We start from the raw sequence: 25,132 nt of genomic DNA, 5'->3' as shown, positions 1-25,132 counted from the left end.
GGCGTCGGCGAGGCCCCTCGACGACGGCGGGCAGGCGAAGCTGCCCCCGGTGTCCCCCGGCCGTTCGGTCACCGGCGTCAAGCCGTTGCCGACGCGCTTCGTGTCACCGCCTGACGACGCGAGGTCCACCCATCGCCCGTCACGGACGGCGTGGCCGAAGGCCGCGTCAGCGCGGGTGGACCTGAGCGTGCCGGCGGCAGCCGGGGTACGAACGGCGGCGAAGGCGCGGGCGGCGGGGACGCCCGTGTGGGCGCAGCCGGTCGCCGAGGGTGGCCGGCACGCCGGCCCCCGCCGGCTCGACGTGCGCGTCACGGATCGGGCCACGGCGGAGGCTGCCGGGGTCGACGGCATGCTGCTCACGGTCACCCCCTCGCCCGCAGCCGCCCCCGGGAGGGTGCGGGTCGGCGTGGACTATGCCGGCTTCGCCGAGGCGTACGGTGGGAACTACGGCTCGCGGCTGAGGCTGGTGCGCCTGCCCGCATGCGCCCTGACCACACCGGCGGCGGCCGGGTGCCGCACGGTGACGCCGCTGCCCTCCACCAACGACGTCACCGCCGAGACCGTGTCGGCCGAGATCCCGCTTGTGGGCACCGCAGCCGCCGGCCCGACGACCGTGCTGGCGGCGGTCGCGACCGCCGGGGACGAGGGCGGGGCGGGCGGCACCTACGCCGCGACCGACCTGTCGCCGTCCCAGTCCTGGAGCGCGGGCGGCAGCACCGGCTCGTTCAGCTACACCTACCCCGTGACGGTGCCGCCGACCCGCTCCAAGCTGGTGCCGAAGGTGGCCCTGTCGTACGACTCGGGCGCCGTCGACGGGCAGACCTCCTCGACCAACGCCCAGGCGTCGTGGGTCGGCGACGGCTGGACGACGCCGCGGTCGTACGTCGAGCAGACCTTCGTCTCCTGCAAGGACGACCCGGGCGGCAGCCCCTCCCCGGTCGAGACCCACGACCGCTGCTACGCCGGCCCCATCCTGACGATCGCGCTGAACGGTTCGTCGAGCGCCCTGATCTGGGACGCCACCAAGCAGGTGTGGAAGCTCCAGAACGACACCGGGGCCAAGGTCACCCGGGTGACCAACTCCGGCAACGGCAGCGGCACGCACGACGCCGACTACTGGCGGGTCACCGAGCGCGACGGCACCGTCTACGAGTTCGGCCGCAACCGCCTGCCCGGCTGGAGCTCCGGGAAGCCGGAGACGAAGTCGGTCGACACCGTCCCGGTCTACTCCCCGCACTCGGGCGACCCCTGCTACGACCCGGCCGGCTTCTCCTCCTCGGTCTGCACCATGGCGTACCGCTGGAACCTCGACCACGTCACCGACGTCCACGGCAACGCGATGGCCTACTACTACGACCAGGCCACCAACCGCTACGGCCGCAACATGGGCGCCACCGACGTCAGCTACGTCCGGGACAGCCACCTCGCCCGGATCGACTACGGCTTCCGCGACGGCTCGGCGTACGGCACGGTGCCGAACCGGGTCGTCTTCGCCACCGGAAACCGGTGTCTCGCCGGCACCTGCCAGCCGCTGAACTCGGCGAACAAGGCGAACTGGCCGGACGTACCCTTCGACCTGGTCTGCAACGCCGGCACCGACTGCCCGGCGTGGAGCCCGTCGTTCTTCTCCACCGTCCGGTTGACCTCCATCGAGACCCAGCAGTACGACACCGCCACCTCGACGTACCAGAAGGTCGACTCGTACGCGCTCGCGCACACCATGCCGGCGACCGGTGACGGCACGTCCCCGACGCTCTGGCTGTCCTCCATCACCCGCACCGGGCACGACACCACCTCCGGCGGATCCACCGCGCCCGTCGCGCTGCCGTCGGTGTCGTTCAGTGGCATCAAGCTGGCCAACCGCGTCGACGTCACCGGTGGCCTGCCGAGCTTCTACCGGCAGCGGATCTCGGCGATCACCACCGAGACCGGCTCGGTCGTCTCACCCAGCTACGAGCTGCCGCTGCCCTGCACCGCCCCCGTCACCACCAGCCCCGCCGCGAACACCAGGTCCTGCTACCCGATCCACTGGACCCCCGACGGGTACACCGACCAGATCCGGGACTGGTTCCACCGGTACGCCGTCACCCGGGTCACCGCCACGGACCCCACCGGCGGGGCCCCTGCCACGTCCACCAGCTACGAGTACGTCGGCGGCGCCGCGTGGCACTACGACGACAACGAGGTGGTCAAGGCCAAGTACCGCACGTACGGCCAGTTCCGCGGCTACGGCAAGGTCAGGGTGCGTGGCGGCGACGGGGTCAACGACCGCCGGACGTTGTCCGAGACGACCTACCACCGCGGCATGAGCCGCAACAACAACACCACGGTCGTCAACCTCACCGACTCCGCCGGCGGCGTCCACGAGGACGTCGACCAGCTCGCCGGCCGGGAGTTGGAGACCACCAGCCACGTCGGCGACGGCGGCCCCGTCGACAGCTCGACGGTCACCTCCTACTGGGTGTCCGAGGCGACCGCGACCCGCACGCGTACCGGACTGTCCCCGTTGACCGCGACGTTCGCCGCGCCCGCGCGGGTCTGGCGGCGGCAGGCGGTCACCACCGGCGGCGCGACGACCTGGCGGTACAGCGCGACCGACAACTCGTACGACGCGTCGACCAGCTCGGCCACCTTCGGGTTGCTGAGGCACACCTACGACCACACGGTCCCGGCGAGCGCCGCCTACGACCGGTGCACCACCACGTCGTACGCGGCCCCGAACACCGGCCTCAACCTCGTTGGGCTGACCAGCGAAACCGAGACGGTGGCGGTGGCCTGCGGCGGCTACGCCCAGGGCCCGTCGGCGTCGTCGCCGGGCAGCATGAACACGCTGACCGCCCCGACCACGGTCAACCGGCCTGCGCAGGTCGTCTCGCATGTCCGGACGTACTACGACGACCCGGCCTTCGCCACGACGTTCCCGCAGGCCGCCGCGCCCACCAGGGGCACCGTCACCATGGTCCGCAAGGCGTCCGGCTGGGCCTCCGGCGCGTACACCTACCAGACGACCGACCGCGCGGAGTTCGACGCGTACGGCCGGGCCACCGGCACCTGGGACGGCAACGGCCACAAGAGCACGGTCGGCTACACGGACAACGCCGTCGGACTCACCACCGGCCTGACCGTGACGAACGCGGAGGGCCACGCCACCACCAGCGTCGTCACGCCGATGCGGAACCTGACCACCAGTAGCACCGACGCGAACAACGTGGTGACCCGCACGCAGTACGACGCGCTGGGCCGCCGCACGTCCGTCTGGCTCGCCTCCCGGGCCACCAGCAGCTCGGCCCACCTCAAGCACACCTACACGGTGTCGAAGACCGGCCCGTCGGCGACCACCACCCAGACGCTGAACAACAGCGGTGGCTACCAGAAGACGACCACCATCTACGACGCCCTGCACCGGGTGCGGCAGGTCCAGGCGGACACCCCGCAGGGCGGGCGCATGGTCACCGACACGTTCTACGACAGCCGGGGCTGGGTGCGGGCCACGTACAACGGCTGGTGGGATGCCGCCACCACGCCGGACACCACCCCGGTGTACGCCGACAACCTGCTGAAGAAGGCGCTGAACCAGACCTTCAACACGTACGACGGACTCGGCCGGGTGATCCTGGCCGAGGCGGCCCGCGACGGCGTGGTCAGGTCGGCGACCCGGACCGTGTACAACGGGGACCGGACGACGGTCGTCCCGCCGACGGGCGGCACCACCACCACGGTGGTGACGGACCCGATGGGCCGGACACAGCAGCAACTCCAGTACACCTCGGCACCGACCCTGACCAGCCCGGCCGACCCGTTCACCGGGAGCTACCAGCTCACCGGCGGCACCACCGTCGCCACCGGCTACGGCTACGACGCGGGCGGCAACCAGTCCACCCTGACCGACCCGGCCGGCAACGTCTGGACCCGCCAGCACAACCTGCTCGGGCAGGTCGTGAGCCGGGACGACCCGGACGCCGGCACCAGCACGACGCGCTACGACGGCGTCGGGAACACCGTCGAGACGACCGACTCCCGGGGCAGGACGACGTCCTTCACGTACGACAAGATCAATCGCAGGACCGGCAGCTACGCCGCCGCCCTCTCCGCGCAGGCGACCGGCAACCGGCTCGCCGCCTGGGTGTACGACAACGACAACGCCGCCGAGCCGACGATGGCCAACCCCGTCGGCAAGCTGACCACGAAGATCGCCTTCCGCGACGGTGCCGAGTACCGGACCCAGTGGACCGGCTTCAACGCATTCGGCTCGTCGACCGGCGAGAAGATCGTCATTCCGGCGGTGGAGGGGCTGCTCGGCAACACCTACGGCTACACCCACAGCTACCACAGCTCGACGGGCAAGCCGCTCGGCGACACCTACCAGGCCCGGGGCGGCCTGCCCGCCGAGACGGCCATCCACGGCTACAGCGGCGTCCTCGACCTGCCCAGCACCCTAGGTGGCCTGGCCACCTACGCCAGCTCCACGGAATACGACGCGTGGGGCCGCGTGACCCGGGGCGTCCAGGGTCCCCCGACGAGCGCCGCGTCGCTCGTCAACACCTACGACGACCACAACGGCCGGCTGCTCCAGCAGAAGGTCACCAGGACCACGACCACGACCACCGACGTCGGCAGGCAGGACTACGCGTACGACCTGTTCGGGAACATCGTCAAGAACGTCGACACCCGCCACCTGCCGGGCACCGCCGCCGAGACCGAGTGCTACCGGTACGACGCGCTGCGGCGGCTCACGAAGGCGTGGACCGCGACCGACGACTGCGCCGCGACACCGACGACCGGCAACCGCGCGACGGTCGGCAGCGGCATCGGCGCGACCAGCGCCTACTGGACCGAGTGGGAGATCGACCCGCTCGGCAACCGCACCAAGGAGACCCGGTACTCGCCGACCGGCGGCGCCGACACCGTCACCACCTACGCGTACGACGGCAACGGCGGCGGGCAGCCGCACACGCTGACCGGCACGACCACCAGCGGCGGGCTCACCGGCAGCACGTCGTACGCGTACGACAGCGCGGGGAACATGACCACGCGCCAGGCCGGGCAGGGCACCCAGAGCCTCACCTGGGACGACGCGGGCGAGCTGGCCTCGGTGACCGGCGGCACGGACGGGGACAGCTCGTTCCTGTACGATGCCGACGGCAACCTGCTCATCCAGCGGGACCCGGGCTCCACCACGCTCTACCTGGCCGGCGAGCAGATCACCCTGGACACCACCACCCAGGCGCTGAACGGCATCCGCTACCACGCCCTGCCCAGCGGCGCGGTGGCCTACCGGACGGGCAGCGGCACCGCGTACGGCTTCGTCCTGCCCGACCACCAGGGCACGCCCAGCCTGTACCTCAACAACACCGCGCAGGTGCCGACCTGGCGGCAGTACACCCCGTACGGCGCGCCGCGCGGCGCGACGGTGACGGCCCCCGACAACCGGGGGTTCCTCAACCAGCCGCTGAACCCGAACACGGGCCTGACCCAGGTCGGCGCCCGCAACTACGACCCGACGATCGGCCGGTTCGTCTCGCTCGACCCGCTCCAGGACCCGGCCGACCCGCAGCAGTGGAACGGCTACTCGTACGCCAACAACACCCCGGTCACCTCCAGCGACCCGTCCGGGCTGATCCCGGACGACTGCAGGTACTTCGACTGCTACGGGTACGACCCGAGCAAGGGCTGCCCGCACGGCTGCGGTTCGACGGACAACGTCACGTGGGGCGAGGAGAACGGCAAGGGAAGCTCCAAGCCCAACAAGGACAACCACCCGAGGGACCTCGGCTACGGCATCCAAGTGCCGGAGAGCGTGCCGTTCGAGGAGTTCATGCGCCGCTGGCGCGAACAGCGCGCGAATTGGTTCGCCACGCGGGGCGAGGGCGCCGACAAGGCCGGAATGCGCGACGACACCGCCGTGCTCGCCATGAACATCTGCAGTGAGATGGGCAGACCGGGCGGGTGCAAGGAGTGGATCGAGGAACTCTGGGAGATCCACTACCAGTGGGGCGCGGACACCCTCCCCATGGACGAGGGTGGCCTCCCCAAACCCCCCGCGGGTACGAGCGTCGGCAAGGGCACCGGCGGTCGAGGCGTCAGATCGGGTGGTGCGTGCAGCTTCAGCGGCGCCACCGAGGTCCTGATGGCCGACGGGACCAGGAAGAAGCTCGAAGACGTGCAGGTCGGCGACGAGGTGATGGCGGCCGACCCGCAAACCGGCGAACAGGGGCCCCGCGCTGTCACCCACGTGTGGGTGCACGAGGACGAACTCGTCGACCTACAGATCGGGGACGCCTTCGTCGCCACCACGGAGGACCATCCGTTCTGGAACCACACTGACCGCGAGTGGCAGCGCGCCGACGAGATCGATCGGGGCGACCTGACGCTCGGCCTCGACGGCAGGGCCCGCTTGGTCGGTGAGTTGAGGCGGCACCCGGTGACCGCAGCGCTTGCCTACAACCTCACCATTGACGGGGTCCACACGTACTATGTGCTCGCGGGGCATACGGCTGTCCTCGTCCACAACACCTGCGGCCCTGACCTGCGGATCGATGCGGGCCAGTTCGGTAAGAAGTGGGGAAAGCATGCGCAGGACTACGGACTTGATCCGGCCAATGCGGCGCATCGTGAGCAGTTCTTGCGGCGGATGAAGGAGATACATTCCGGACCGCACGAGGTTCGGGTTGGGCCGATCATGAAGGGCGGTCCGGATAACATTATGTACCGCCAAGGAAGTGACCTTCTTATTACGAAAATGGATGGCACCTTCGTGAGTATGTACCCGGGCGGCAGCACGAGTGGATGGTTCGCCAAGGCGGCGCCCCGGCCTTGTATGTGTTCGGGATAGCGGGTGTCCCGGCGGGTTCGGAAAAGGTGGTGTCGGTGTTGGACGGGAATCTTGCGGCTCTTCTCACGAGTCCGATTGCCCGAGTTAGGCGGATCAACTACGTCCAGCCAGGTGGGGTGCGTGAGGGCAGTGACGGGCCGATCGAGCTGAAGTTGGAGAACGGTTCCGTCTTTCGTCTGGAGTCTGGCGCTGATGGTGAGTCATTGCGGCTTGGTGTAGGGGAATGGTGTGATCCGTTCGCGGAGCCGATGAGTGCCGAGAACAGAGACTTCGTGGCCAAGTCCGGGAAATGGGTGGCCTTTGATGTGTCGCGCGAGAGTGGTTACAGGGAGCTAATCGGGCAGCGGGTCGGGGATCTCGGTCTTCTTGTCGAGCTTGGCAAGATAGTTGGCGCGGAATTCTTGTTTGGGTCGACGACTCTGCGGGTCTCGGTTCACGCCGACGAACTGCTCGTGGAACTTCGAGGAGGCGATTCATGTCAGTAGGGGGCAGGCGTCGAGGTTGGCGAGGCGGCAGGGTCAACTGCGAGTGAGGATCTCGTTCCAGGGGTGACGTCGTTGTTCGCGTCTGAGGAGTGGGCGCACAGTCCATGATCGACCGCTGTCCGGGCTCGACGGGGCACCTGCGACACTGAAGCGCTCCCAGTGCGGAGCCCCGGTCCGCGTCCGGAAGCGGCCCGGGGCGCCCGCCCGGTGGCTCCGGTGGCGCCGCCGGAGCCACCGGGTGCCTTGATCGACTCCATGTCGGCGACGTGGCGGGGTCGGGAGGCCCCGGACACCGCCATGTCGCCGACATGGCGCGGGCCCAACCGGACGCCGGCCTGGCAGGCCCCGGCCCGGCAGGCCCCGGCCCCCCGGGGCGGGGCGAAACGGCAGGCCACGGTCGGGGGAAACCCGTCTCCGGCGTGATCAACATGCGCGAAGGGATCGCGCCGGTCACAGCCGTCCCGCTACCGTACTGGTAACACGCGCGTAGCCCGTCCTGGCGGGAGGATCCCGTCCGGCGGCACGCGCCGGGGCATGGGATGGGGCGGTGGGCCATGACCGGTTCGCAGTCCGACGGCAGGCTGTCGGAGGTCAGGTTCCTCACCGTCGCCGAGGTGGCGACGGTGATGCGGGTGTCGAAGATGACGGTCTACCGGCTGGTGCACAGCGGTGAGCTGACCGCCGTGCGGGTCGGCCGGTCGTTCCGGGTGCCCGAGCACGCGGTGCACGAGTATCTCCGGGGCGCGTTCCAGGAAACCGCCTGATCCGCCTGCCGCTGTTCCGCCACCCGCCGATGCCACCCGCCGATGCCACGAGGCGGGCACCCCGCAAGGGCCACGAGGCGGGCACCCCGCAAAGAGCGCGGAGCGGCAACCCGCAAGGGCCACGGAGCGCCGCCCCGCAAAGGGCACCGAGTGCGACGTAACGGGCATCGACGGGGGCGCGTTGGTCCTGCTGAGCCTCTCCCGCTACCCTGGACCGGACCGTGACCGCACACCGGTGCGCCCGCCGCACGCCAGCTGGTCCGGCCCGTTGTCCGCAAGCGGCCCTCGACGCCACCGCGTGGTGTCATCCGGTCCGCCCCGCACGTTGCATCGAAAGGCTGTCGTCGTATGGGCTCGGTGGTCAAGAAGCGCCGCAAGCGCATGGCTAAGAAGAAGCACCGCAAGCTGCTGCGCAAGACCCGCGTCCAGCGTCGCCGTCTCGGCAAGTGACCGGGGCCGGGCCCACCGTGGCCCGGCACCCCGTGTCGCTTGCCAACAGTCGACCCTCGGAGGCTCAGGTGATCAGGCCGCGGTTGCCCCGGCTCGATCCCATCTGCCGGGGTAGGTGCACGACGTGACCCCCGGTGGCACCCCAGGTGCCCCGGGGGTGGTCGTCGTCACCGGGGTCAACCGATACCTCGGTGCGCACGTCGCCGCCCGGCTCGCCGCCGACTCCCGCATCGAGCGGGTGATCGGCGTCGACCCGAGCGCCCCCAACCCCGAGGTGGCCGGCCTGCTCGACCGGGTCGAGCGCATCCGGCTCGACCTCGGCTCGCTCGGCGGCCTCCTCGCCGACCTCGACGTCGACGCCGTGGTGCACCTCGCCCTCGTCACCGCCCCCGATTCGCAGCAGGGCGGCCGGTCGGCGATGAAGGAACAGAACGTCATCGGCACCATGCAGCTGCTCGCCGCCTGCCAGCGGGCGCCCCGGCTGCGCAAGCTCGTCGTCCGCTCGTCGACCGCCGCGTACGGGGCGTCGTTCCGGGACCCGGCCGTCTTCACCGAGGAGACCGAGCCGCGCGAGGTGCCGCGCGGCGGTTTCGGCCGCGACATCCTCGACATCGAGGGGTACGTTCGCGGCTTCCGCCGCCGCCGGCCCGACGTCACCGCCACGGTGCTGCGCTTCGCCCCGTTCATCGGCTCCACCGCAGACACCACGCTCACCAGGTATTTCTCCCAGCCGTTCGTCCCCACCGTCTTCGGGCGCGACCCCCGGTTGCAGTTCGTGCACTTCGACGACGCACTGGAGGTGCTGCACCGGTCGGTCGCCGAGGAGCACCCGGGCACGTTCAACGTCGCCGGGCCGGGTGTGCTGTCCCTGTCCCAGGCGATCAGGCGGGCCGGGCGGGTCGGGGTGCCGGTGTTCGAGCCGGGCCTGTCCGGGGCCGTCGCGCTGGCCCGCAGCCTCGGCTTCGGCCGGTACGGCCTGGACCAGGTCGACCTTTTCGTGCACGGTCGGGTCGTGGACACCTCCGCCCTCGAACGCGAGTACGGCTTCGCGCCCCGCTCGACCGCCGCCGCGTTCGACGACTTCATCCGCGCCCACCAGGGCGGCGTGGTGGTCACCCGGGAACAGTTGGCCGCCGCCGAGCGGGCCGTCCTCGACGGCATCCGCCAGGTGCGCGCGGTTGCGCGGGAGCGGTCGTGACCCCGCCGGACGAGGAGCGCGGGCGCGCCGGGGCCAACGGCCGGTACGACGTACCGCTGGTGGTGGCCGGTCCGGGCGCGGAGCCGGCGCGGCGCAACGGCCATCACCCTGCCCCGGGGCCCGCCGCTGACCCCGCCAGTGGCCCGGCGGACCCGCAGCCGACCCGGCGGGAGCAGCCGGCGGAGCGGGAGCTTCCCGAGGTGGCGGAGCGGGAACTGCCGGAGTCGGCGGCGCGGGCTCCACGGGACGCGGCGGTGCCGGACCAGCCCGGCGACGTGTGGGACCGGCGGGTCGCGTCGGGTCTGGCGTTCCTGCGTCGGCGGCTCTCCGGCGACTACCAGGTGGACGAGTTCGGGTTCGACCCGGAGCTGACCGAGTCCGTCTTCCACCCGATGCTGCGGCTGCTCTACCGGGACTGGTTCCGCACGGAGGTGACCGGGCTGGAGCACGTGCCGGCCGACGGTGCCGGCCTGGTGGTCGGCAACCACTCCGGCACGGTGGCGCTGGACGCGCTGATCCTCTCCGCCGCCCTGCACGACCAGCACCCGGCCCACCGCTACCTGCGGCTGCTCGGCGCGGACCTTGTGTTCCGGATGCCGGTGGTGTCCGAGATCGCCCGCAAGACCGGCGGCACGGTCGCCTGCAACCCCGACGCCGAGCGGCTGCTCCGCTCCGGCGAGGTCGTCGGCGTCTTCCCCGAGGGGTTCAAGGGCGTCGGGAAGCTCTACTCCGACCGCTACAAGCTGCAACGCTTCGGCCGGGGCGGATTCGTCTCGGCGGCGCTGCGCACCGGCACCCCGATCGTGCCGGTGGCGATCGTCGGCGGCGAGGAGATCTATCCGATGCTCGCCGACATCAAGCCCCTCGCCCGGCTACTCAAGCTGCCATACTTCCCGGTCACGCCGACGTTCCCGTGGTTGGGCCCGCTCGGGATGGTGCCGCTGCCCAGCAAGTGGCTCATCGAGTTCTGCCCGCCGATCCCGACCGCGCACCTGACCGACTCGGCCGATGACCCGCTGGTCGTGTTCAACCTCGCCGACCAGGTGCGGGAGACCATCCAGCAGACCCTCTACAGCCTGCTGGAACGCCGTCCGGACCCGTTCGGCCCCTGACCCGCCGGCATCCGTCGCGCCCCACCGGGCGCGGGGCGGCGGGTCGTCAGCGAACGCGGCGGCGCTTCTGCAGCGCCATTCCGGCGCCGACCGCGCCCGCGAGCAGCCCGGCCGCCGCCGTCGACGGCACCGCGATCTTCACGGCCCGCCGGCCGGTGCGGAAGTCGCGTACCTCCCAGCCCCGCCGCCGGGCCTGCCGCAGCAGGGCGCCGTCCGGGTTGACGGCCACCGCCCGGCCCACGGCCGACAGCATCGGCAGGTCGTTGGCGGAGTCGCTGTAGGCGGAGCAGCGCGCCAGGTCCAGCCCCTCGACGGCGGCGAGCTGGGTAACCGCCTCTGCCTTGGCCGGCCCGTGCATCAGGTCGCCCACCAGCCGCCCCGTGTACGCCCCGTCGACCACCTCGGCGACCGTGCCGATCGCCCCGGTCAGCCCCAGCCGGGACGCGATCACCCGGCCGATCTCGACCGGCGCGGCGCTGACCAGCCAGACCCGCTCCCCGGCGTCCAGGTGGCGCTGCGCCAGCCGGCGGGTGCCGGCCCAGATCCGGGGGGCCATCAGCTCGTCGAAGATCTCCTCGGCCAGCCGCTCCACGTCGTCGACCCGCCAGCCCTCGATGAACGCGAGCGCCGCCTCCTTCGCCTGTGACATGTCCCCGGCGTGCTCGGTGGCGAGCACCCGGAAGCGCAACTGCTGCCAGGCGAACCGGGCCAGGTCCCCGGTGGTGAAGTAGTTGCGGGCGGCGAGCCCGCGGGCGAACCAGTAGATCGAGGCGCCCTGCATCATCGTGTTGTCCACGTCGAAGAAGGCCGCGGCGGTCGGATCGGGGGCAACCGGGGTGGCGGGCGCGGCGTCGGTCTCGGCCCAGCCGGCGGTGTGACCGCGCCGGTCGGTGCTGACCGTCATCCTGCCGTTGCGGGCCACCCGACCTCCCTCGCTCGACGACCCCGACGAGTGCCTCCCCGCGAGCGTAGCCGGGCGTCCTGGTCGCCCCACCTGCCACGGCGAGAACTGTGGCGCGCGCTGCTCGGTAAGGAAGGGCACCTTGTTAACGCATAACGGTGTAGAGGGGCCCCTTCCTAACAGCAGGCGACGCTGGGAACGCAGCGGGAGTAGGAAGCAGGAAAGCCGCGAAGCGGGAGATCGGGCGCTCAGCGGTCGCCGGGGCAGGCCGTCGGCGTCGGGCCGAGCGCGTCGCTGCCGGCGGGCGCGGGCAACTCGCACTCGATGGCGGCGCGCAGCCCGTCGGAGCGCTTGCGGATCGCGTCAAGCAGGGCGATCGACTCGCGGACCCGGTCCCGCTCCGCGCGGCTGGCCCCGTCGAGCAGGTCACCGACCGCGCGGCGCTGCCCCGTGACGAAGGCGTTCACCGAGTCCAGACCCGCCGGGTCGGAGCGCTGCGCAGCCGTGGTGGTGAGCAGGCGTACGCCCTGACGGGTGTCCGAGTCCATGTCGTCGAGGACGGCGTCGAACCCGAGCCGGTCCCCGCGCAGCGCGGCGGCCTCGCCGAGCCGGGTGCGGGCGAAGTCGAGGAAGAGCTGGCCGCGGCTGAGATCCGAGCTGGCCAGGGCGAGCTGGGCGCGCTCGGTCGAGCGCTTCATCCCGTAGAGGGCGTCGCCGGGCACGGCGTTCTCACTGGCGGCGGAGATGCCGGAGACGGCGATCGCGCCGGCGGTCACGCCGATGAGAATGGCACCCCGGGCCCGGGCCCGGCGGGCGGTCACGGCCGGCAGGAACGGGCCGCGTGGGCCGGCGCCGACGGTGCCGCGCTGACCGAGTCCGCCCCGTCGGGCGGCCGGCGCGGCCTCCGGGGCGCTGGCACCGGCCCCGACGCCCTCCCGCTCGGCGGCGGCGACGAGCATCGCCCGCAGGCCGGTGCGGAAGTCGGGGTCCACCGCGACGGGCGGAGGGTCGGCGTTGAGCTGCCGGCCGACCGCGACGAGCGCGGCGAGATGATCGTCGGCCCGGGACCGGACGTGGTGACGTCGGCCGCCGTTGGCTTCGTCGAGAAGCTGCGCGAAGCGCTCGGCGCGCCGGCGGGAGAAGAGGTTGCTGGTCACCGCAGGCACCTCCTCTCGCTGGTGGCGGCCGGTCGGTCGGCCGCTGTCGGCACCAGCGACCGGCGGCAGCGTGCACCCAGGACGAAGCTTGTGGCGGCTGCGCTGTCCGGACCGTCGGGCCCGGGAATGCCGGAGAACCACCGGTCGCACCGGGAGAAACGCTCCGCCCCGGGCACGGGTTACGGGGCCGACGGGAGCGAAATCACGAAGAGTGATGGCCATCACGCCGCCGCGGTCGGCGCTCCCGTCCGCGCCGCGCGCCCCGGCTGGCGTACGGGCGTGAACCGCCGTCGGGGCCGGACCCCTCGCGGACGCCGCCGGCCGGGCGGTCGGCCTCGCGCGGGGGAGGACGAACCGCCGGGCGGGGTGGGACGGGCGGGGCGAGGCGGAAGGACGCAGCCGGTGGCGGCGGTCAGGGCTGGAAGCCGTCCGGCAGCAGCCGGGCCAGCGCGCGGACCGCGCGGTACTGCAACGCCTTGATCGCGCCCTCGTTCTTGCCCATCGCCCGCGCCGTCTCCGCCACCGAGAAGCCCTGGAGGAACCGCAGCACGATGCACTCCTGCTGCTCCGGGTTGAGCTGCTTGACGGCGGTGAGCAGGGCGACGTTGGTGATGTGTTCGACGACCGCCGCCTCCGGGCTGCCCTCGGGGCCGCGGTCCTCCCGGTCGGCGTCCAGCACGTCGCCGGTGGTGACCTCCAGCCGGTACCGGCCGGACTTGAAGTGGTCGGCGACCAGGTTCCGGGCGATGGTGACCAACCACGCGCCGAGGTCCCGGCCCTGCCAGGTGAAGCTGCCGATGCGCTTGAGGGCCCGCAGGAAGGTGTCGGAGGTGAGGTCCTCGGCGAGCTGCCGGTTGCCCACCCGGAAGTAGACGAACCGGAAAACGGTGTCGACGTACCGGTCGTAGATCAGCCCGAACGCCTCGGCCTCGCCGGCCTGGGCGCGTTCGACCAGCTTCCAGACCTCGGTGGCCGGGTCGGACGGGTCGGGGCGGCTCGGGAAGCCCGTCGGCGTGCCGCCGCCCGGGGGCCCGGGGGGCGGCGGGGGCGGACCGGCCGGCACCGCCGGCAGCACCGCCGTCTCGCCGGCCGACGGATCGGTCACCGGCGGCGTGTCGCCACTGCGCCGGCCCTGCGCCGGCATGGTCGGCCGGGCGGGTGACGCGACCCGTCCGCCGTTGCCCCCCGGCGTGGCCGGACGGGGCAGCGCCTCGTTGTGATGGGACCGGTTGCGTAACCGTCTGGATGCCCCGTCGCCGCGTACGGCGAGGCTGGACCCGTCGTCCGCGGGGCTCCGGCCGACGCCCAGCCGTTCGTTGAGGACGGCACGGGCCGCCGCGGCCAGCCCGACCGGTCGTTGCGCGTAGCCGAAACTGGTCACCGTGCCTCCCCAATCGGGGTCGCCGCGGACCGCTGGGGCGCCCCGGCGCGGGCGCGGCCGGGGCCGTCGGGCAGGGCTCGTCCGGGACGTGCCGACGGGCGGCAGATCCCCTTGAGGTACGGGTCCAATGCGCTCACAGGCACGGGGGGCCTCCTCGGGCTGAGGGGTGTCGACTCACGGCAAATGGGGTGAGTCGACCCGAGTGATAATAGGGCCAACGTCACCCGCGCGTGGCAAGTCCGTTACACAGAGCAGAAGTATTTGCTTCCCGGTCGCACCGGTGCCGGACCGGTTGTCCGTCGGGGGAGGTTGACTTTCGCGCGCCGGGCTGGTTAGGGATAACCCCAGCTCAGCGCCCGATCGGCCCGCTCGGCGAGGGGCCGGGACGACGGCTGCGACGCCTGCCCGCACGGGGTGGCGCCGGCGCTCCCGCGCGTCCGCAGGGGCGCGTCCGCGTACGGTGCGTGGCCGAGTCGGCGGTACCGGGTGTGTCGCACCGACGGGTCGGGGGAGACTGTCCGGGCGCGGGCCGCCGCAGGGCGGTCCCGGCTGACACCCGCACGGAGGTTTCCCGATGTCCAGTGACGCCCGGCTCACCCTGATCACCCGCCCCGGCTGCCACCTCTGCGAGGACGCGAAGGCGGCGCTCGGCCGGGTGGTCGCGGTCACCGGCGACCGGTGGATCGAGAAGGACGTGACCACCGACGTCGAGCTGGAGCGCGAGTACGGCGACCGCCTGCCGGTGGTGCTGCTCGACGGCAAGGAGCACGGGTACTGGCGGGTGGAGGAGGAGCGGCTGTTGCGGGACCTGACCACCCCGCAGCTCTGACCGCGGCGGCGCAGCTCCGACCGCGCCCCGCCGCGCTGACCGCGATCCCGCAGCTCCGACCGTGCCCGCCGCATCGACCGCGACCCGGCGGTCCCCGCGGTGGCCGTCCGCCGCCTATCGTGCTCGGATGACCTCTGCGCGCCCCCACCTCGTCTGGGACTGGAACGGCACCCTGCTCAACGACCTCGACCTGGTGGTGGCGGCCACCAACGCGGCGTTCGCCAGCGTGGGCGGGCCGGCGGTCACCGCGGACGAGCACCGGGTGCGGTTCCGCCGCCCGATCGCCGACTACTACGCCGGGGTGCTCGGCCGGGCGGTCGACGACGAGGCGTTCGGCGAGCTGGACCGGATCTTCCACGACGCGTACCGCAGCGGGTTGACCACCTGCGCGCTCGCCGACGACGCGGCGGCGGCGATGTCGACCTGGCCGGGCAGCCAGTCCCTGCTGTCCATGTGGTTCCACGACGAGCTGGTGCCCGCCGTGCACTCCTACGGGCTGACGGGGCGGTTCGCCCGGGTCGACGGGCTGCGCGCCACCGTCGGCGGCGACCGCAAGGCCGAGTCGCTGGCCAAGCACCTGTCCGAGCTGGGATTGGACGGCCGGGCGGTGGTGCTGATCGGGGACTCGATCGATGACGCCGACGCCGCCGAGTCGGTGGGCGGCCGGGCGGTGCTGTACACGGGGGGCTTCACCGACGCGACCCGGCTGCGGGCCTCCGGCCACCCGGTGGCCGACACGCTCACCGAGGCCGTTGCCCTGGCCGCCGCCCTGCACTGACCGCGAGGCCGGCTGGGCGCAAGGGCGGTGCGGCGGTCAGCCGCGCAGGTAGGCGAGGACGGCCAGGACGCGCCGGTGCTGGGCGGTGTCCGGGGGCAGGCCGAGCTTGGTGAAGATGTTGCGGACGTGCTTCTCCACCGCGCCGTCGGTGACCACGAGGGCCCGGGCGATGGCGGTGTTGGAGTGCCCCTCGGCCATCAGGGCCAGCACCTCGCGCTCGCGCGGGGTCAGCTCCCGCAGCGGGTCGTCGCGCCGCCGGCGGACCAGCAGCTGGCCGACCACCTCCGGGTCGAGCACGGTGCCGCCGGAGGCGACCCGGGCCAGCGAGTCCAGGAAGTCGTCGATGTCGGCCACCCGGTCCTTGAGCAGGTAGCCCACCCCGCCGCCGCCCCCGCCGGTGGTGGCCAGCAGGTCGTCGGCGTACGACACCTCGACGTACTGGGACAGCACCAGGACCGGCGTACGGGGGACGAGGCGGCGGGCCTCGACCGCGGCGCGCAGTCCCTCGTCGGTGTGCGACGGCGGCATCCGCACGTCGACGATCGACACGTCGGGCCGGTGGGCGACGACCGCCCCGACCAGGGCGTCGCCGTCACCGACGGCGGCCACCACCTCGTGCCCGCGCTCGGTCAGCAGCCGGACCAGCCCCTCCCGGAGCAGCACGGCGTCGTCGGCGATCACCACCCGCATGATGCTGCTGTCTATCACGCCGTGGCCCTCGACGGCGTCGCCGGGAGCGCCTGCGGCGCTGTCGGGGGTGTCGCGGGGAGCGCCTGCGGTGCCGTCGCCGGTGGCCGCCGGGATCGCCGTCGTCACAGCGGGAGGTCCGCGCGGACCTCGGTGGGCCCGCCGGCCGGGCTGAGCACGTCGAGCCGGCCGCCCGCCGCGCGCACCCGGTCGGAGATTCCCGTCAGGCCGTGCCCCTTGGCCAGGTGCGCGCCGCCGTGGCCGTCGTCGGCGACGGCGACCACCAGCCGGTCGTCGGCGTGGGTGACCTCGACCCGGCACTCCGTCGCCCCGCTGTGCTTGGCCACGTTGGTCAGCGCCTCGGCGACCACGAAGTAGGCGGTGCTCTCCACGGCCGGGTCGAGTCGCCCGCCCGGGGCGTCCAGCCGGGGGTCGAGGCGCAGTTCGATCGGGATCAGGCCGCGTCCGGCGAGGGCGGCCAGGGCGCTGGGCAGACCCCGGTCGACCAGGATCGGCGGGGCGATGCCCCGGGACAGGGCGCGCAGCTCGGCGAGGGTGTCCCGGGTCTGGGCTACGGCCTCGTCGAGGGTCCGGCCGGCGGCCTCCGGGTCGTCGGCGAGCTGGTGCCGGGCCCGGCTGAGGTCCATGGCGAGCCGGACGAGGCGCTGCTGGGGGCCGTCGTGGATGTCGCGTTCCAGCCGTCGCAGCGCGGTGGCCTCGGCGGAGGCGGCCGCCCGCCGCCGCTCCTCCAGGACGGTGATCCGGCTGCGCATCTCGGCCACCCCGGTGAGCAGCGCGCGGGCGAAGCCGGCCTTCAGGCGCGCGCACCCCCGCACCACGAGCGGCAGGGTGACCAGGAAGAACAGTCCGGCGGCGGTGTTGATCGCGATCCGGGCGGCGGCCGAGTCGCCCAGGCCGAGCAACTCGCTGAGGGGCTGGTCGTCGGGCGGGTGCGGCAGCGCCCAGTCGTAGACCGAGTAGAGCGTGCCGACGAGCGCGGCGGCCCACCAGGTGACGGTCACCACGAAGGTGACGAGGGCCACGACCAGGTTGAAGATGCCGTGGGTCAGGTCGAGCCAGGACTGCACGTCCCCGATGGGTACGAGGATCCGCCGCCAGGCGCCGGCACCCGCCTCGGCCCGGCGGTACTCGGGCCGCACCCGGTCCTGCCCGAGCACGGCGGTCAGCCGCAGCCGCTCCACGTCGGCGAAGCCCCGGGCGGCGTAGAGGGTGGCGGCGAGGACGGGCAGGCCGATCACGGTCACCACCAGTCCCACGCCCAGCGCCAGCCCCGCCACCAGGACCGCGAAGCCGGCCACGGCGAGGGGGAGGCCGAGCAGCACGTACCCGGAGTCGCGCAGGAGTTGGCGGGGGACGCTGGGCGGGAGGGCGGCCGGTTCGGCCGTGGTGGCGGCGGTCATGGTTCGAGGCTAGGGACGTCGGCCCCGCCGTCGGAATCCCGTCGGCCGTCCTCTTGCTGGTGGTGCCAGCCCTACCGCCGGCCGGGCGCGCCGCTGGGCGGGACGGGCCGGCGGCGGGCGCGGCGCTCGCGCGATTGGTGACGGAAGTCGGGAATGAGCAATAATCGGCGCGGGCCACGCGAGGCGCCGGATCGATCTTGGGGGGTGGAGGGGCAGGTGGAGGCGGGTCGCTGGTCTTCAAGATCGCGATTTGTGCGTGTCTTCACAAGCGCCTACTCTGTAGTTCCGACGCGTCCTGCTAGCACAGCCGGCAATCTCGGTCGCCAGCGGGAGTCCCGATACGGCAGGCCGCTGAAGCCGGCCGAGGATCGCACCGCACGGAGTCTCATGAGTCAGCAGCACCGTCACCCTGGCGCGTCCGGCCGCGCCGGTGCCGTACCGGCGCTCCCGGACCTGCCCGAGGCGACCGTCGCGCGGCTGCCCGAATACCTCCGCGCCCTGCACAACCTCGCCGAGTCCGGTCACGAGACCGTCTCCAGCGAGGGCCTGGCCAGCGCCGCCGGGGTCAACTCCGCCAAGCTCCGCAAGGACCTGTCCCATCTCGGCTCCTACGGCACCCGCGGGGTCGGCTACGACGTCGCCCTGCTGGTCGAGCAGATCGAGTTCGTGCTCGGGCTCACCCAGCGGCGGGCCGTCGCCCTGGTCGGGGTGGGTAATCTCGGTCACGCCCTCGCCGGCTACGACGGCTTCGCCAGCCGCGGCTTCCGCATCGCCGCCCTGCTGGACGCCGACCAGGGGCGGGTCGGCGAGGAGATCAACGGCCTGGTCGTGCGGCACGTCGACGAGCTGCCCCGCATCGCCGCCGAGGAGCCGATCGCGATCGGCGTGATCGCCACCCCGGCCCGGGCCGCCCAGGCGGTCGCCGACCAGCTCGTCGCCGTCGGCGTGACGAGCATCCTCAACTTCGCGCCGTGCGTACTCTCGGTCCCGGACGGGGTCGACGTGCGCAAGGTCGACCTCGCCATCGAGCTGCAGATCCTGTCCTTCCACGAGCACCGCAAGGCGTCGCTGACCGCGCTGCCCGCCACCGGCGGCACCGCCCTCACGGCCCTGCCCGGCGGGCTCGCCGCCACCGACCCCCAGGAGGCGATCGGCACGTGAAACTGCTCGTCGTCGGCGCGTCCTACCGCACCGCTCCCGTCGCCACCCTGGAACAGCTGGCGGTCGGCCCGGCCGACCTCACCCGCACCCTGGACCACCTGCTCGCCCAGCCGTACGTGAGCGAGGCCGTCCTGGTCTCCACCTGCAACCGGGTGGAGGTCTACGCCGCCGTGTCCGGTTTCCACGGCGGCCTCGGCGACATCTGCGCCGTCCTCGCCGAGCAGGCCGGCACCCTGCCCGCGAGCCTGGCCAACCACCTCTACGTGCACTACGACGCCGCCGCCGTCGACCACGTCTTCCGGGTCGCCGCCGGGCTGGACTCGATGGTCGTCGGCGAGGCGCAGATCCTCGGCCAGCTCCGCGACGCATACCACTGGGCCAGCGGCGCCGACTCCGCCGGCCGGCTGCTGCACGAGCTGATGCAGCAGGCACTGCGGGTGGGCAAGCGCGCGCACGCCGAGACCGGGATCGACCGGGCCGGCCAGAGCGTGGTCAGCGCCGCGCTCGACCTGGCCGCCGGCCACCTCGACGGCGCGCTCGCCGGCCGCCCGGCCCTCGTGGTGGGCGCCGGCGCGATGGGCGCGCTGGGCGTGGCGACGCTCTCCCGGCTCGGCGCGGGGCCGCTCACCGTGACCAACCGGGGGGCCGACCGGGCCGTGCGGCTGGCCGAGTCGTACGGGGCCAGCGCCGCGCCCATGGCCGGGCTGACCGACGTGCTCTCCACAGTGGACATCGTAGTGGCCGCCACCGCGGCCACTGAACCGGTCCTCACCCGCGAGGTGGTCACCCGGGCGCTCGCCGACCGCGACCCCGACCGGGGCCCGCTCGTGCTGCTCGACCTCGCCGTCCCCCGCGACGTCGAGGCCGGCGTGGCCGGGCTGCCCGGCGTCGAGGTGATCGACATCGACCGGATGGCGGCCGTCCTGGCCGGCGGTCCCGCCGCCGCCGAGGCCGCCGCCGTCGAGCGGATCGTCACCGCCGAGGTGGAGTCCTTCCTCACCTGGCTGCGCGGCGCCGACGTGGCCCCGACCGTGGCCGCCCTGCGCGGCCGGGCCGAGGACGTGGTCGCCACCGAGCTGCGCCGGCTGGCCCAACGCCGCCCCGACCTCAGCGACGACCAGCGCGCCGACGTGGCCCGCACCGTGCACCGGGTCGTGCAGCGGCTGCTGCACCAGCCCACCGTGCGGGTCCGCCAGCTCGCCGCCGAGCCCGGCGGCGACCAGTACGCGGCGCTGCTGCGCGAGCTGTTCGACCTCCAGGTCCCGCAGACGTCCCCCGTCGACACCGTCCCCGACGTGGTCGACACCGACCCCACCCCGTACCCCGGAGGCGAGAGATGACCGCCCCCCTGCGCCTCGGCACCCGGGGCAGCACGCTGGCGATGGCCCAGTCCGGCCAGGTCGCCGCGGCGCTCACCGAGGCGACCGGCCGCGAGGTCGAACTCGTCGAGGTGGTCACCGCCGGCGACCGCTCGTCCGCCCCCGTGCACCGGCTCGGCGTCGGCGTCTTCGTCTCCGCGCTGCGCGACGCCCTGACCGCCCGCACCATCGACCTCGCGGTGCACTCCTACAAGGACCTGCCCACCGCGGCGGCCCCCGGGCTGCACGTCGCGGCGGTGCCGCCCCGCCAGGATCCGCGCGACGCGCTGGTCGCCAAGGGCGGACGTACCCTCGCCGAGCTGCCGCCCGGCGCCGTGGTCGGCACGGGCGCGCTGCGTCGCATCGCCCAGCTGCACGCACTCGGGCTGCAACTGGAGGTCACCCCGATCCGCGGCAACATCGACACCCGCCTGGCGCGGGTCCTCGGCCCGGACGCCGACCTCGACGCCGTGGTCCTGGCCCGGGCCGGGCTCGCCCGGATCGGCCGCACCGACGTGATCACCGAGACGCTCGACCCGATGCTCATGCTGCCCGCGCCCGCCCAGGGCGCGCTGGCCGTGGAGTGCCGGGCCGACGACACCGACCTGGTCGAGCTGCTCGCGGTGCTCGACCACGCACCGTCCCGGGCCGCGGTCATCGCGGAACGGGCGCTGCTGGCCACCCTGGAGGCCGGGTGCAGCGCACCCGTCGCCGCCTATGCGGAACTCGCCGAAGGCGACGCCGGCGATGAGATCTACCTGCGCGGGGCGGTGATCAGCCCGGACGGCACGCGAGACCTCCGGCTGTCCCGCACCGGAACGCCCGCCGACGCGGCGGAGATCGGCAAGGCACTCGCCGCCGAACTCCTCGAACTCGGCGCCGACTCGATCCTCGGCCACGAAGGAAACGCCGGTCCGGGGACCCAGCAATTTGGGAGCACAGAATGACCCGCACCCGTAAGCCCGTCGGCCGTATCGCGTTCGTCGGGGCCGGCCCCGGCGACCCGGGCCTGCTGACCCGCCGGGCGCACGACGCCCTGGTCGACGCCGACCAGGTGGTATACGACCGGGGAGTCCCCGAGTCGCTGCTCGACGCCGTGCGCGCCCAGGCCAAGTCCGATGCCCAGTTCTCCCCGGCGGAGGGCGTGCCGGGTGACGTGGCGAAGGTGCTGATCTCGGCCGCGAGGTCCGGCCTGAACGCCGTGCACCTGGTCGCCGGGGACCCGTTCGGCCACGACTCCGTGGTCAAGGAGGTGCAGGCGGTCGCCCGGACCGCCGCGCACTTCGAGGTGGTGCCGGGCGTCGGGCAGGCCGAGGGCGTCGCCACCTACGCGGGCGTGCCGCTGCCGGGCGTACGCACCGCCGCCGATGTCGAGGACGTCACCACGCTGGACTTCGACGCGCTCGCCGCCGCCGTCGGCCGGGGCTCGCTGGCGCTCGCCGTGGACGCCGGTGACCTGGCCGCGATCCGCGACGGCCTGCTCGCCGCCGGGGTCGACGGCGCCACCGGCGTCGGGGTGACCGGCGACGGCACCGGGGAGACCCAGTACACGACCACGTCGACCGTCGACTCGTTCGTCGCGGCGGCGCTCGGCTTCACCGGCCGGGTCGTGCTCACCGTCGGCGAGGGCGTCGGCCAGCGCGACAAGATGAGCTGGTGGGAGAACCGCCCGCTGTACGGCTGGAAGGTGCTGGTCCCGCGCACCAAGGAGCAGGCCGGGGTGATGAGCGCCCGGCTGCGCGCGTACGGGGCGATCCCGTGCGAGGTGCCGACCATCGCGGTCGAGCCGCCGCGTACCCCCGCCCAGATGGAGCGGGCGGTCAAGGGCCTGGTCGACGGCCGGTACGCCTGGGTGGTCTTCACCTCGGTCAACGCCGTCCGCGCGGTGTGGGAGAAGTTCGCCGAGCACGGCCTGGACGCCCGGCACTTCGGCGGCGTCAAGATCGCCTGTATCGGCGAGGCCACCGCCGACGCGGTGCGCGCGTTCGGCATCCAGCCGGAGCTGGTCCCCGCCGGGGAGCAGTCCTCCGAGGGGCTGCTCGCCGAGTTCTCGCCGCATGACGAGATCCTCGACCCGGTGGGCCGGGTGCTGCTGCCGCGCGCCGACATCGCCACCGAGACCCTCGCCGCCGGGCTCACCGAGCGCGGCTGGGAGGTCGACGACGTGACCGCGTACCGCACGGTCCGGGCCGCCCCGCCGCCCGCCGAGATCCGGGACGCGATCAAGTCGGGCGGGTTCGACGCGGTGCTGTTCACCTCGTCCTCCACGGTCCGGAACCTGGTCGGCATCGCCGGGAAGCCGCACGCGCGTACCGTTGTCGCGGTCATCGGGCCCAAGACGGCGGAGACCGCGACGGAGTTCGGCCTGCGGGTCGACGTCCAGCCTCAGCACGCCTCGGTGCCCGATCTCGTGGAGGCGCTCGCCGCCTACGCCGTCGAGCTGCGCGAGAAGCTGGCCGCCATGCCGGCCAAGCAGCGCCGGGGCTCGAAGGTGCAGGGGCCGACCGCCCTGCGGTTCCGCTAGCCGCACCGGCTGCGCGGCTCGCACGGTTCGTCCAGCTCGTTCAGGGAGGCCCCTCATGCCGTACCCCGAGATCCGGCCCCGCCGGCTGCGCCGCAACGCGGCCGTGCGGCGGCTGGTCTCCGAGACCCGCGTCGACCCGGCCGAGCTGGTCGTGCCGATGTTCGTCAAGGAGGGGCTGACCGAGCCGCGGCAGATCGCGTCGCTCCCGGGGGTGCTCCAGCACTCCCGGGACTCGCTGCGCAAGGCCGCCGCCGAGGCGGTGCAGGCCGGCGTGGGCGGGATCATGCTCTTCGGGGTGCCGGCGACGCGGGACGAGCGGGGCTCCGGCGGCATCGACCCGGGCGGCATTCTCAACGTCGCCATCGCCGACGTGGTCGCCGAGGTGGGCGACGCGACCGTGGTGATGAGCGACCTGTGCCTGGACGAGTTCACCTCGCACGGGCACTGCGGCCTGCTCACCCCCGACGGCGAGGTGGACAACGACGCCACCCTCGCCGCGTACGCCGAGATGGCGGTGGCCCAGGCCGCCGCCGGGGTCGGGGTGGTCGGCCCGTCCGGGATGATGGACGGGCAGGTGGGCGTGGTCCGCCGGGCCCTGGACGCCGCCGGTCACACCGACGTGGCGGTGCTCGCGTACGCGGCGAAGTACGCCTCCGCCTTCTACGGCCCGTTCCGGGACGCGGTGGAGTCGTGCCTCGACGGGGACCGGCGCACCTACCAGCAGGACCCGGCGAACCTGCGGGAGTCGCTGCGCGAGGTCGCGCTCGACGTCGCCGAGGGCGCCGACATCGTGATGGTCAAGCCGGCCCTGCCCTACCTCGACGTGGTGGCGGCGGTGCGCGCGGCGGTCGACGTCCCGGTCGCCGCCTACCAGGTCTCCGGCGAGTACGCGATGGTCGAGGCAGCCGCCGCGAACGGCTGGATCGACCGGGAGCGGGTCATGCTGGAGACACTGACCTCGATCCGGCGCGCCGGGGCGCAGATCATCCTCACCTACTGGGCGGTCGAGGCCGCCCGCCTGCTCCGCGAGCGTTACTGAGCGCATCTGGGGCTGCGCGCCCTCGTTTCCCTTCCGCTCCCTGCTGTCCCTTTTGTGCGCCCTTTGCGTCGGGCCCCAACCCTCTTTTCCGCCCCCTTTGCTCTGCACCCACGGGCGCAACGCTCACCTAGGGTGACTGCTGCGTCGGTGGGTGCAGAGCAAAGGGGCCGAGGGGAGTGGTTGCCTGCGCCGCGATCGGCCCCGGCCCTCACGCCGGTCCCCGGCCACAGCCCAGCCACATCCGCAGTCGCCGCGGACGGCGGGGTTACCGCCAGACGCCCGGTTATCCACAGCCGCGCGGGGCGGGGTTGCGACCGGTCCGCGCGGCCGGGGAACGTGAACCCATGGCAGCCCACACTGCGCCACAGCAGCCGGACGGCGCCCCCGGAGGCGACGACGCCGAGTCCGGCGACCCGACAGCCGGCGGGGCCACGGACGCCGATCCGGCAGCCGGCGGGGCCACGGACGCCGACCCGGCAGCCGGCGAGCCCACAGCCGGCGACGAGCCGTCGGTGATGCTGACCGAGCCGTTCGACATCCCGTGGCCGGCGGCCGGCATCATCCGGGCCGTGCGGCGGCGGGCCGACGCCAGCCAACGCGAGCTGGCCGCCTACGCAGGGGTGCACCCGTCCACGATCGGGCGGATCGAGGCCGGCGCGCTGACCCCCAGCATCGCCATGCTGCGCCGGCTCCTCGCGGCGGCGGGCTTCCGGCTGGCCGTGGTGGACGAGTTCGGCCGGGTGCTCCAGCCGATGCGCGACCGCGACGACGCCCGCGACGGGGCCGAGCGGCGCTACCCGTCGCACCTGGACACCATTCTCGACCCCGAGCCGGGGGAGTGGTGGGCCGACGTCTACGGCCTGGCCCGCCCGCCGGAGACCTTCTACCGCAACCGCGCCTACCGGGACGCGATGCGTCGCCGCAGCCGGTGGGAGGTCCGGGTCGCCAAGCTCCGGCACGTGCCGCCACCCCCGCGCGCCGTCCCCCCGTACGGCTGACGGCCCGCCGCCCGGCCAGGAGCCGGGTGACGGGCCGCCGTGGGGCCGCCGTGCGGG

General features: G+C 73.3%; 19 protein-coding genes. 14 read left to right on the top strand and 5 right to left on the bottom strand.

The annotated features are described in order from the left end of the window. Window positions 1-175: 175 nt before the first annotated feature. From ACVMYR_RS13310 to ACVMYR_RS13285, 6 genes are all read left to right on the top strand, one after another. The gene (locus ACVMYR_RS13310; protein WP_457121907.1) at window positions 176-6,832 is read left to right on the top strand and encodes an RHS repeat-associated core domain-containing protein; all 6,657 of its coding nucleotides are present in this window, start codon (window positions 176-178) and stop codon (window positions 6,830-6,832) included. A 35-nt stretch (window positions 6,833-6,867) separates the two neighbouring features. Next, window positions 6,868-7,317 (top strand): hypothetical protein, encoded by a 450-nt coding sequence (locus ACVMYR_RS13305; RefSeq protein ID WP_396791341.1) that lies wholly within the window; start codon window positions 6,868-6,870, stop codon window positions 7,315-7,317. Between the two features lie 554 nt (window positions 7,318-7,871). Continuing rightward, on the top strand, window positions 7,872-8,081 hold the full coding sequence (locus ACVMYR_RS13300; RefSeq protein ID WP_007073166.1) for a helix-turn-helix domain-containing protein: 210 nt from the start codon (window positions 7,872-7,874) through the stop codon (window positions 8,079-8,081). A 348-nt stretch (window positions 8,082-8,429) separates the two neighbouring features. Then, complete coding sequence (locus tag ACVMYR_RS13295) at window positions 8,430-8,531, top strand: 30S ribosomal protein bS22 (protein WP_007465623.1); 102 nt, start codon at window positions 8,430-8,432, stop codon at window positions 8,529-8,531. A 124-nt stretch (window positions 8,532-8,655) separates the two neighbouring features. Then, complete coding sequence (locus ACVMYR_RS13290) at window positions 8,656-9,729, top strand: NAD-dependent epimerase/dehydratase family protein (RefSeq protein WP_077938204.1); 1,074 nt, start codon at window positions 8,656-8,658, stop codon at window positions 9,727-9,729. Between the two features lie 215 nt (window positions 9,730-9,944). Then, the gene (locus ACVMYR_RS13285) at window positions 9,945-10,841 is read left to right on the top strand and encodes a lysophospholipid acyltransferase family protein (protein WP_457122051.1); all 897 of its coding nucleotides are present in this window, start codon (window positions 9,945-9,947) and stop codon (window positions 10,839-10,841) included. 46 nt (window positions 10,842-10,887) lie between these two features. On the opposite strand, the gene ACVMYR_RS13280 is transcribed toward ACVMYR_RS13285, so the two are convergent. The 3 genes from ACVMYR_RS13280 to ACVMYR_RS13270 form a co-directional block, all read right to left on the bottom strand. Beyond that, the gene (locus ACVMYR_RS13280) at window positions 10,888-11,745 is read right to left on the bottom strand and encodes an HAD family hydrolase (RefSeq protein ID WP_357748438.1); all 858 of its coding nucleotides are present in this window, start codon (window positions 11,743-11,745) and stop codon (window positions 10,888-10,890) included. Window positions 11,746-11,990: 245 nt separating this feature from the next. Then, entirely contained in the window at window positions 11,991-12,899 is a 909-nt protein-coding gene (locus ACVMYR_RS13275; RefSeq protein WP_077938198.1) for a DUF5667 domain-containing protein, read from the bottom strand. A gap of 412 nt (window positions 12,900-13,311) precedes the next feature. Then, the gene (locus tag ACVMYR_RS13270) at window positions 13,312-14,280 is read right to left on the bottom strand and encodes an ECF subfamily RNA polymerase sigma factor, BldN family (protein ID WP_091276667.1); all 969 of its coding nucleotides are present in this window, start codon (window positions 14,278-14,280) and stop codon (window positions 13,312-13,314) included. A gap of 574 nt (window positions 14,281-14,854) precedes the next feature. Between ACVMYR_RS13270 and ACVMYR_RS13265 the strand changes: the two genes are divergently transcribed. Both ACVMYR_RS13265 and ACVMYR_RS13260 read left to right on the top strand, forming a co-directional pair. Further along, complete coding sequence (locus ACVMYR_RS13265) at window positions 14,855-15,109, top strand: glutaredoxin family protein (RefSeq protein ID WP_043965311.1); 255 nt, start codon at window positions 14,855-14,857, stop codon at window positions 15,107-15,109. Between the two features lie 127 nt (window positions 15,110-15,236). Continuing rightward, window positions 15,237-15,887, top strand: a complete 651-nt coding sequence (locus ACVMYR_RS13260; RefSeq protein ID WP_077938207.1) for an HAD family hydrolase — start codon at window positions 15,237-15,239, stop codon at window positions 15,885-15,887. Between the two features lie 36 nt (window positions 15,888-15,923). Here ACVMYR_RS13260 and ACVMYR_RS13255 read toward each other — a convergent pair whose 3' ends face one another. Together ACVMYR_RS13255 and ACVMYR_RS13250 are read right to left on the bottom strand one after the other, a co-directional pair. After that, a complete protein-coding gene (locus ACVMYR_RS13255) occupies window positions 15,924-16,577 on the bottom strand; it encodes a LuxR C-terminal-related transcriptional regulator (protein ID WP_077938209.1) in 654 nt (217 codons plus the stop codon). Window positions 16,578-16,699: 122 nt separating this feature from the next. Then, window positions 16,700-17,995, bottom strand: coding sequence for a sensor histidine kinase (locus ACVMYR_RS13250; protein WP_228986922.1), 1,296 nt, complete (start codon window positions 17,993-17,995; stop codon window positions 16,700-16,702). Between the two features lie 387 nt (window positions 17,996-18,382). Between ACVMYR_RS13250 and ACVMYR_RS13245 the strand changes: the two genes are divergently transcribed. From ACVMYR_RS13245 to ACVMYR_RS13220, 6 genes are all read left to right on the top strand, one after another. Then, a complete protein-coding gene (locus ACVMYR_RS13245; protein ID WP_077938210.1) occupies window positions 18,383-19,156 on the top strand; it encodes a redox-sensing transcriptional repressor Rex in 774 nt (257 codons plus the stop codon). Continuing rightward, entirely contained in the window at window positions 19,153-20,496 is a 1,344-nt protein-coding gene (locus ACVMYR_RS13240; protein WP_077938211.1) for a glutamyl-tRNA reductase, read from the top strand. The genes ACVMYR_RS13245 and ACVMYR_RS13240 overlap by 4 nt, the downstream gene beginning before the upstream one ends. Next, a complete protein-coding gene (gene hemC / locus ACVMYR_RS13235; protein ID WP_077938212.1) occupies window positions 20,493-21,461 on the top strand; it encodes a hydroxymethylbilane synthase in 969 nt (322 codons plus the stop codon). Before ACVMYR_RS13240 ends, hemC begins: the two co-directional genes overlap by 4 nt. Beyond that, the gene (locus ACVMYR_RS13230; protein ID WP_077938213.1) at window positions 21,458-23,038 is read left to right on the top strand and encodes a bifunctional uroporphyrinogen-III C-methyltransferase/uroporphyrinogen-III synthase; all 1,581 of its coding nucleotides are present in this window, start codon (window positions 21,458-21,460) and stop codon (window positions 23,036-23,038) included. Before hemC ends, ACVMYR_RS13230 begins: the two co-directional genes overlap by 4 nt. 55 nt (window positions 23,039-23,093) lie before the next feature. Further along, a complete protein-coding gene (hemB, locus tag ACVMYR_RS13225; RefSeq protein WP_077938214.1) occupies window positions 23,094-24,077 on the top strand; it encodes a porphobilinogen synthase in 984 nt (327 codons plus the stop codon). A gap of 344 nt (window positions 24,078-24,421) precedes the next feature. Then, the gene (locus ACVMYR_RS13220) at window positions 24,422-25,075 is read left to right on the top strand and encodes a helix-turn-helix domain-containing protein (RefSeq protein ID WP_457121906.1); all 654 of its coding nucleotides are present in this window, start codon (window positions 24,422-24,424) and stop codon (window positions 25,073-25,075) included. The last annotated feature ends 57 nt before the right edge of the window (window positions 25,076-25,132 follow it).

This window comes from Micromonospora sp. PTRAS2 (genome assembly GCF_054052245.1).
The sequence above is the reverse complement of the archived record's forward strand: the minus strand, read 5'-3'. Positions and strand labels throughout refer to the sequence as shown.